Annotated in this window: 6 protein-coding genes and 1 other RNA gene; 2 read left to right on the plus strand and 5 right to left on the minus strand. The window is 61.7% G+C overall.

Annotation, left to right across the window (positions count from 1 at the left end; all coding sequences use genetic code 11):
- Window positions 1-25: 25 nt before the first annotated feature.
- Window positions 26-547, minus strand: a complete 522-nt coding sequence (locus XpopCFBP1817_RS18385) for a caspase family protein (protein ID WP_128418215.1) — start codon at window positions 545-547, stop codon at window positions 26-28.
- 257 nt (window positions 548-804) lie between these two features.
- Complete coding sequence (locus XpopCFBP1817_RS18390; protein ID WP_128418216.1) at window positions 805-3,036, minus strand: NADP-dependent isocitrate dehydrogenase; 2,232 nt, start codon at window positions 3,034-3,036, stop codon at window positions 805-807.
- 189 nt (window positions 3,037-3,225) lie between these two features.
- Here XpopCFBP1817_RS18390 and XpopCFBP1817_RS18395 point away from each other — a divergent pair, with 189 nt between their 5' ends.
- A complete protein-coding gene (locus tag XpopCFBP1817_RS18395) occupies window positions 3,226-4,923 on the plus strand; it encodes an SWIM zinc finger family protein (protein ID WP_128418217.1) in 1,698 nt (565 codons plus the stop codon).
- Between the two features lie 132 nt (window positions 4,924-5,055).
- Here the strand turns inward: XpopCFBP1817_RS18395 and XpopCFBP1817_RS18400 are convergent, their stop codons facing one another.
- From XpopCFBP1817_RS18400 to queF, 3 genes are all read right to left on the minus strand, one after another.
- A complete protein-coding gene (locus XpopCFBP1817_RS18400) occupies window positions 5,056-5,607 on the minus strand; it encodes a hypothetical protein (protein WP_128418218.1) in 552 nt (183 codons plus the stop codon).
- A 95-nt stretch (window positions 5,608-5,702) separates the two neighbouring features.
- Window positions 5,703-5,996: a LysM peptidoglycan-binding domain-containing protein gene (locus tag XpopCFBP1817_RS18405; RefSeq protein WP_128418219.1), complete on the minus strand. Its 294-nt coding sequence runs from the start codon at window positions 5,994-5,996 to the stop codon at window positions 5,703-5,705.
- Between the two features lie 103 nt (window positions 5,997-6,099).
- Window positions 6,100-6,915, minus strand: coding sequence for an NADPH-dependent 7-cyano-7-deazaguanine reductase QueF (queF, locus tag XpopCFBP1817_RS18410; protein ID WP_128418220.1), 816 nt, complete (start codon window positions 6,913-6,915; stop codon window positions 6,100-6,102).
- A gap of 141 nt (window positions 6,916-7,056) precedes the next feature.
- Between queF and XpopCFBP1817_RS18415 the strand changes: the two genes are divergently transcribed.
- Window positions 7,057-7,133: non-coding RNA, sX9 sRNA (locus XpopCFBP1817_RS18415), on the plus strand.
- Window positions 7,134-7,192 lie beyond the last annotated feature (59 nt).

Here is a 7,192-nt window from a genome sequence, read left to right on the forward strand (position 1 = left end):
GATTACGCACACTGCCCGAACACGTCTACAACCAGATGGTCATGGGCTGAAAAACGTGGGGATACCTCAGATCCGGCACCGATCCCATTGCCGCTGCCAATTCGGTGTCATCGAGGAACTGGCTGTCCTGCGTCACCAGCGCCTCGCGCAACTCGCCGTTGATCTGCGGCCGGTAGCCATGACCGGAGTAGAAGAACACCAGACGATCCTGCGGCGTGGCTCCATTGAACAGCCATGCCAATCCGTCCAGAACCGCATGCTTGCTTGCCTGCTGGTCGGTCAGCGCTTTGATTTCCTGAAATGCAAAATTGGACTGCAGGTGCGTTGAAAATGCGGTTGCGTCCTGTACGCAACTCGGTAGTGCATTGGTCCCTGGGTAGTTGTTGATACCAACTACAAGCGCTCGCGTTGTCATCGGGAAGACTCCCTTGTATCGCGTCGATCGTTGCCCGGCGGTTTGCCGAGTAAGCCAATGCTGATCGCGTTTGTGCCAGCCGGCCATGCATCGATGGATCCGGTTTTTATCCTCCATCGTGCCCAGATTCATGGATCCAACGATCCAGCCGAACGCTCAAGTGCGTGCCTTACAGCGCATTGGCATGGACGAGCACGCCAATGGTTGGCGATGGTTGGTGTTAGCGAACGTCCGGATCTGGGAACGGCACGCGCAACGGCATACGCGATCGCACGCTGGCGGCCTTCTCGTCGGTGTCGCGGAAACAGAACGACCCGCTTCGGACGAAGCGGGTCGTGGGGACATGCATGCGGACGCGCCGCTTCAGAAGGCGGCGTCAGCCATCAGGATCAGGCCTTCAGCGTCGCCAACACGTCGTTGAAGGTCTTGCTCGGGCGCATCGCCTCACTGACCTTGGCCAGATCGGGGTGGTAATAACCGCCGATCTCGACCGGCTTGCCCTGCGCGCCGTTGAGTTCGGCCACGATGGTCGCTTCGTTCTCGGTCAGGGCCTTGGCCAACGGGGCGAACCTGGCCTGCAGGGCGGTGTCCTCGGTCTGCGCGGCCAGGGCCTGCGCCCAATACATCGCCAGATAGAAGTGGCTACCGCGGTTGTCGAGTTCACCGACCTTGCGTGCCGGCGACTTGTTGTTGTCCAGGAACTGACCGTTGGCCACGTCCAACGCCTTGGCCAGCACGGTGGCCGACGGATTGTCGTAACGGTTGCCCAGATGCTCCAGCGAGGCGGCCAGTGCCAGGAATTCGCCCAGCGAATCCCAGCGCAAGCAGTTCTGTTCGACGAACTGCTGCACGTGCTTGGGCGCCGAGCCACCGGCGCCGGTTTCGAACAGACCGCCACCGGCCATCAGCGGCACGATCGAGAGCATCTTGGCACTGGTGCCCAGTTCCAGGATCGGGAACAGGTCGGTGAGGTAATCGCGCAACACGTTGCCGGTGACCGAGATGGTGTCCTGGCCGTTGCGGATACGCTCCAGCGAGAAGGTGGTCGCTTCCACCGGCGGCAGGATGCGGATATCCAGGCCGTTGGTGTCGTGATCCTTCAGATAGGTTTCGACCTTGGCGATCACCTGCGCATCGTGTGCACGGGCTTGATCCAACCAGAACACCGCAGGCGTCTCGCTCAGGCGCGCGCGCTCCACGGCCAGCTTCACCCAGTCCTGGATGGGTGCGTCCTTGACCTGGCACATGCGCCACACATCACCGGCTTCCACCGCGTGTTCGAACACGGTGGCGCCGGTGTCGTCGCTGACCTTGACGGTGCCGGCGGCGGGAAGCTGGAAGGTCTTGTCGTGCGAGCCGTATTCCTCGGCTTTTTGCGCCATCAGGCCGACGTTGGGCACCGAGCCCATGGTGGATGGATCGAATGCGCCATGCGCTTTGCAGTCGTCGATCACGGCCTGGTAGACATCGGCGTAGCAGCGATCCGGGATCACCGCCTTGGTGTCCTGCAGCTTGCCTTCGGCATTCCACATCTTGCCCGAATCACGAATCATCGCCGGCATCGATGCATCGACGATCACATCGCTGGGCACATGCAGGTTGGTGATGCCCTTGTCCGAATTGACCATCGCCAGGCTCGGACGCTGCGCATATTCGGCCTGGAGATCGGCCTTGATCTGCGCCTGCTGATCGTCCGGCAGCGTGGCGATCCGTGCGTACAGATCGCCGATGCCGTTGTTGGGATCGAAGCCGACCGACGCAAGCGCATCGGCATGCTTGCGCAGCGTGTCCTTGTAGAACTCGCCAACCACCACACCGAACAGCACCGGGTCGGAGACCTTCATCATGGTGGCTTTCAGATGCACCGAAAACAGCACATCTTTGGCCTTGGCATCGGCGATCTGCGCATCGATGAAGCTGGCCAGCGCGCGCTTGCTCAGCACCGCGGCATCGACGATTTCGCCGGCCTTTATCGCCACTTTTTCTTTCAGCACGGTGCTGCTGCCATCGTTGCCGACGAATTCGATCTTCAGCGTGCTGGCGGCTGCCACCGTGGTGGATTGCTCACTACCGAAGAAGTCACCCTCGTCCATGTGCGCCACGTGCGATTTGGACGTGCTGCTCCACTTGCCCATGCCATGCGGATGTTTGCGTGCGTAATTCTTCACCGACAGCGGCGCGCGACGGTCGGAGTTGCCTTCGCGCAGCACCGGATTGACCGCGCTGCCCTTGACCTTGTCGTAGCGCGCCTTGATGTCTTTTTCGGCAGCGTCCTTGGGCGCGTCCGGGTACGCCGGCAGCGCATAGCCCTGGCCCTGCAGTTCGATGATGGCGGCCTTGAGCTGCGGCACCGAGGCGCTGATGTTGGGCAGCTTGATGATGTTGGCTTCCGGCGTGGTGGCCAGCTCGCCCAGTTCACCGAGGTCGTCGGCGATCTTCTGCGCGTCGGTCAGGCTCTCAGGGAACAGCGACAGAATGCGGCCGGCTAGCGAAATATCGCGAGTTTCGACCACGATCCCGGCGGTATTGGTGTAGGCAGCGATGATCGGCAGCAGCGACTGCGTAGCCAGATACGGTGCTTCGTCGGTGAGCGTGTACAGGATCTTGGGGGTATTAGACATGGTGCGCTGAATGACCTCTGGGAGGGGCGCCAACAGTACGCTTGCGTACGCTGACAAAGGGGTATGCGGCATCGGAGTACACCCGGAATTGATCGAACATTGTCGCGTGTCTACCGCCTGCGGGCAAAGACGATCGATGCGACCAGGCGGCATCTTTGACACGACCCGCCGCTACGCCAGAATAGAGTGATGACTTCCCCCTTCTGCGCAACACACATCGACAGCCGCTTTCTGCTGGACATCACGGAGCGCCGCTATTACGAGCGAGGCTTGGCCTATGCAGAAGAAGACCGAGTGATGCTCCACAGCCTGGAGCCGCTAGGGGTCAGCGCCACGGTCAACGGTAGCGAAGACTACAGCGTGCAATTGGCCTGGCGCGACGGCGCCTTGCACGGCAGTTGCGACTGCCCGCTGGGTCAGCAACAGGAATTCTGCAAGCACCAGGTCGCCGTGGCACTGACCTGGTCGCGCCAGCTCGCCGGCGACCATACACCGGCGTCCGGTCGTCGCAAGGCCCGACCGACTGCCGACAACCCGCTGCAGGCCGTGCAGCGCTGGTTGGCAGCGCAATCTCCGCAGGCATTGCAGGCCCTGGTGCTGGAATTGGCCGAACACGATCGCGGCCTCCGCCAGCGGCTGCTGAGTCAGGCGCAGTTGTCCAGTGCGCCGCCGCAGGAGTGGCGCAAGGCCGTGTCGGCGCTGCTGGGTCGCAGGCGTTTCATGGACTATCGCGACAGTGTCGCCTACGCCAAGCACTTGGCGACACTGCCCGCATTGCTCGAGCAGGCGCGCCAACGCAACCCGGTGGCGGCGTTGGACCTGCACGAGTACGCATTCAAGCGCCTGGTGGCGATCTATGAGGATTGCGACGATTCCGCCGGTCACGTCGGCGATCGTCTGCGCGCGCTCGCCCACAGCCATCCGGAATTCGCGCGCAGCGCCAACGTATCGAATCTGCCCAAGCGCGTATTCGATCTACGCATGCTGGATCAGTGGAGCCTGTCGCCGAAACTCGAGGTCTACCTCGCCCTGCTGGGCAACGCAGGGATCGCCGCGCTGGAGCATGCCACGCTGCAAGCGCTGCATGACGATGCATCACCCGGTCGGCGCCTATCGGCCGAGGCATTGCTCGAGGAAACCGCGCGCTGCGGCGGCAGCGTGGAGGCGATGCTGCAATGGTTCGCCAGACAGTGCAGCAGTGGTTGGGACTACCTGGAGATGGCACGCCGCTGCCGCGAGCACGGACGCGAGCGTGAGCAGACCAATTGGCTTGAACGTGGCATCAGGGCCTGTCCGGACGATGACCGCCTCAAGGCAACACTTGCCGCAACCTATACGCGCGATGGCATGACCGAGGAGGCACTGCAACTGTGCTGGGAAGTGTTTACCCGGACACTGTCTGAAAAGGCCTATCTGGCGCTGCGCGAAGCGGTACATGCGACACACGCAGCGTGGCAACCCTGGCGTGAGCGTGCGATGGCAGCGGTCACTGCGAAGCACTCCCTGAAAGGTTACGCGCAGGATTTGCAGGTGCGCCTATTGTTGGCCGAGGGGGAGCATAGCGCTGCGTTGCAGGCGAGTGCCGCACATCAGGCAGACATCGCGATGCCAACTTGGGAGCGCCTGTTGCAGGTCGCCGAATCACACGATGCCCACTTCGCCGTCCACATTCATAAGTTACTGATCGAAAGCAAGGTTGCACGCACCAACAGCCAAGGCTACAGCGACGCGCTGATCTGGCTACGGTCGCTCCAACGCTTGTGCGACATGCAAACGACGCAGCGCGAATTCGACGAATATCTCGTCCATCTCCGCCAACACTATCGTGCCAAACGCACTTTTATCGAGATGCTGAGCAAAGGGTTTGGTTCCGCGTCCGGTGCATGAGCTGGAAACGAACTGCTGCCCGGATACCTGCCGGACCAACGCGCTGTCGCAACGGACTCTGGGGTCTCCAAACCATGTCTCGCCCTCGCGGGCGCGAACGCTACAGCGGGAATCTTGCTTGCCTGAGCGTGTTTACTGGACCGTAATGGTCTGCGGATTACCCGCCGGCTTGCCATCCACCATCGCCTGCGCGGTGTAGGTACCCGCCGGCCAGCCGTCGGGCTTGCTGAAGCTGAGGTTGGTGGTTTCTGCACCGGTGGTGGTCAAGGTGGCATTTTGCTCGCCGGCAACCTGACCATCCTGATAGGTGAGTTTGGCTGCCACCGGCACATTGCTCGCACTACCGTCGGTCTTCACCGAGACGATGATGGTGTCTTTGGTGCCGATGTTGGCCGACGGGGTCACCGACTTGTCGGCAGCGGCTGTGGTGCCGACCGCGACGCTGGACACCATCACTGCCGAGCCCGTTGCTGCAGTATCGGTGCTGGCCGCGCCGGTTGCGCTGCTCTGCCCTGCCTGGTCGCTTGCAGGCGGCGTGACGGCCGGGCCAGGCATCGCTTCGGTCGCTGCTCCGGCGGTCGGATCTTTCGACACGCTAGCGTCTTCTTCTTTTTTACAACCAGACAGCGCGAGCACGCCAGCAAGAGCAATGACGAGATTGCTTGAAACGGATTTGATACGCATGGATGAATCTCCGGATATTCGAATCGGGTTTCTTGAAGAAATTAGTTAAATTACATGAACCCATAAATCAGCGAATGGCTAAACCAATCGTGCATTTATGCCTTCGGTGGCAAGTGCAACACCTGCCCCGGAAAGATCTTGTCCAGATCCCGGAGCGTGTCGCGATTGGCCTCGAAAATTCGCGGCCACAGATTGCCGTCGCCATCAGGGCGTGTGGCAATACTGGGAAGGCCGTCGCCTGCCTGCACGGTCACTGTCTCTTCGACGATCTGCGCAGTGTTCTGCACGCTGGTGCGGACGTTGGAAAAATTCGGCGCTGGCGTGATATCGGCAGCACTGTCGAGCGAAGACGTCACGCCGGAGAAATCTGCTTTCTTGCCGACACTCATTGCTGCAATCCTTCGTGCATGACGATGACTGCAGGGTGCTTGGGGCGCTGTTAAGCGTGGATCGCGCTGCCGTGAAGCTGGCGCGATCCTTCAAAATCAACGCCTACTGGCGCGGGTCGCGGAAAATCGACAGCGGTGTCGGCAAGCTCGGCGAACGACGCAACGGGTTGATGTCCAGCCCGCCACGGCGGGTGTACCGCGCTTCCACCATCAACCACTCGGGCGCGCAGCGGATCAGCACGTCATTGAAAATGCGCTCCACGCATTGCTCATGAAACTCGGCGTGGTCGCGGAAGCTCACCAGATAGCGCAGCAAGCCTTCGCGGTCGATCGGCGCGCCGCGATAGCGCAGCGTGACGCTGGCCCAATCCGGTTGACCGGTGACCGGGCAATTGGATTTGAGCAAGGCCGAGGTCAGCACTTCTTCCACGATGGGTTGTGCGTGCGCCGAGAGATACGCCGCATTGGGCGGGCCGTAATCCTCGATGCTGACATCCAGCGCGTCGATCGATTCGCCTTCCCCAACCGCATCGATCGGCGGCAGCCCGAACTCCACCGCCACATCGGCACCGGCACGCGTGGATAGATCGGTGGCAATGCGCGTACGCACCGCTTCGGCACTGTTGAAGCGGGTGGCGTTGAGCGAATTGAGATACAGCTTGAGCGACTTGGATTCGATCAACGACGGCGAATCGCTGGGCACATGCAACGTCGCCGTGGCCACGCAAGGTTTGCCCTGTACATCGAGCCAGCCGAGTTCATAGGCATGCCAGCGATCGCGGCCGATGAAAGGCACGGCGCCGGTCAGGCCGATCGCCGCGCGCCCGGCCGCGCGCGGAATCGGAAACAACAGCGACGGATCGTAGCCGCTGGGATACGCGACCTCACGACCGAGAGAGGAATCTTCTGGGGTATTCATGCGGCCATTTTAGGGCGAGCGGGCTGGCCGTTGGGTGTATGGCGAGCACTGGCTGGCGCAGCGATCGAACGCAGGGTAAGAGCGGCTAACAAAACTACTGCGCTCACCGCCAGGCGGGCGCGGCCGGTGCTCGGAATCGGCATGTGCCACTCGTACACTCCGGTTCTGAGCGCGCCGTCCGCACCCACCTGACGACCGCTCGCTACGTTTTGTTAGCCGCTCTAAGAGCCTGTTCAAAGTCTTCTAAGCAGCAACGCCAGGAACGCCAGGTGGATCA

The sequence above is a fragment of the Xanthomonas populi genome (assembly GCF_002940065.1).
Lineage (GTDB): Bacteria > Pseudomonadota > Gammaproteobacteria > Xanthomonadales > Xanthomonadaceae > Xanthomonas > Xanthomonas populi.

What these genes read in the sequence shown, in the direction of transcription:
- XpopCFBP1817_RS18385 (WP_128418215.1), bottom strand. Translation starts at nt 547, where the DNA reads ATGAATCTGGGCACGATGGAGGATAAAAACCGGATCCATCGATGCATG.
- XpopCFBP1817_RS18390 (WP_128418216.1), bottom strand. Translation starts at nt 3,036, where the DNA reads ATGTCTAATACCCCCAAGATCCTGTACACGCTCACCGACGAAGCACCG.
- XpopCFBP1817_RS18395 (WP_128418217.1), top strand. Translation starts at nt 3,226, where the DNA reads ATGACTTCCCCCTTCTGCGCAACACACATCGACAGCCGCTTTCTGCTG.
- XpopCFBP1817_RS18400 (WP_128418218.1), bottom strand. Translation starts at nt 5,607, where the DNA reads ATGCGTATCAAATCCGTTTCAAGCAATCTCGTCATTGCTCTTGCTGGC.
- XpopCFBP1817_RS18405 (WP_128418219.1), bottom strand. Translation starts at nt 5,996, where the DNA reads ATGAGTGTCGGCAAGAAAGCAGATTTCTCCGGCGTGACGTCTTCGCTC.
- queF (WP_128418220.1), bottom strand. Translation starts at nt 6,915, where the DNA reads ATGAATACCCCAGAAGATTCCTCTCTCGGTCGTGAGGTCGCGTATCCC.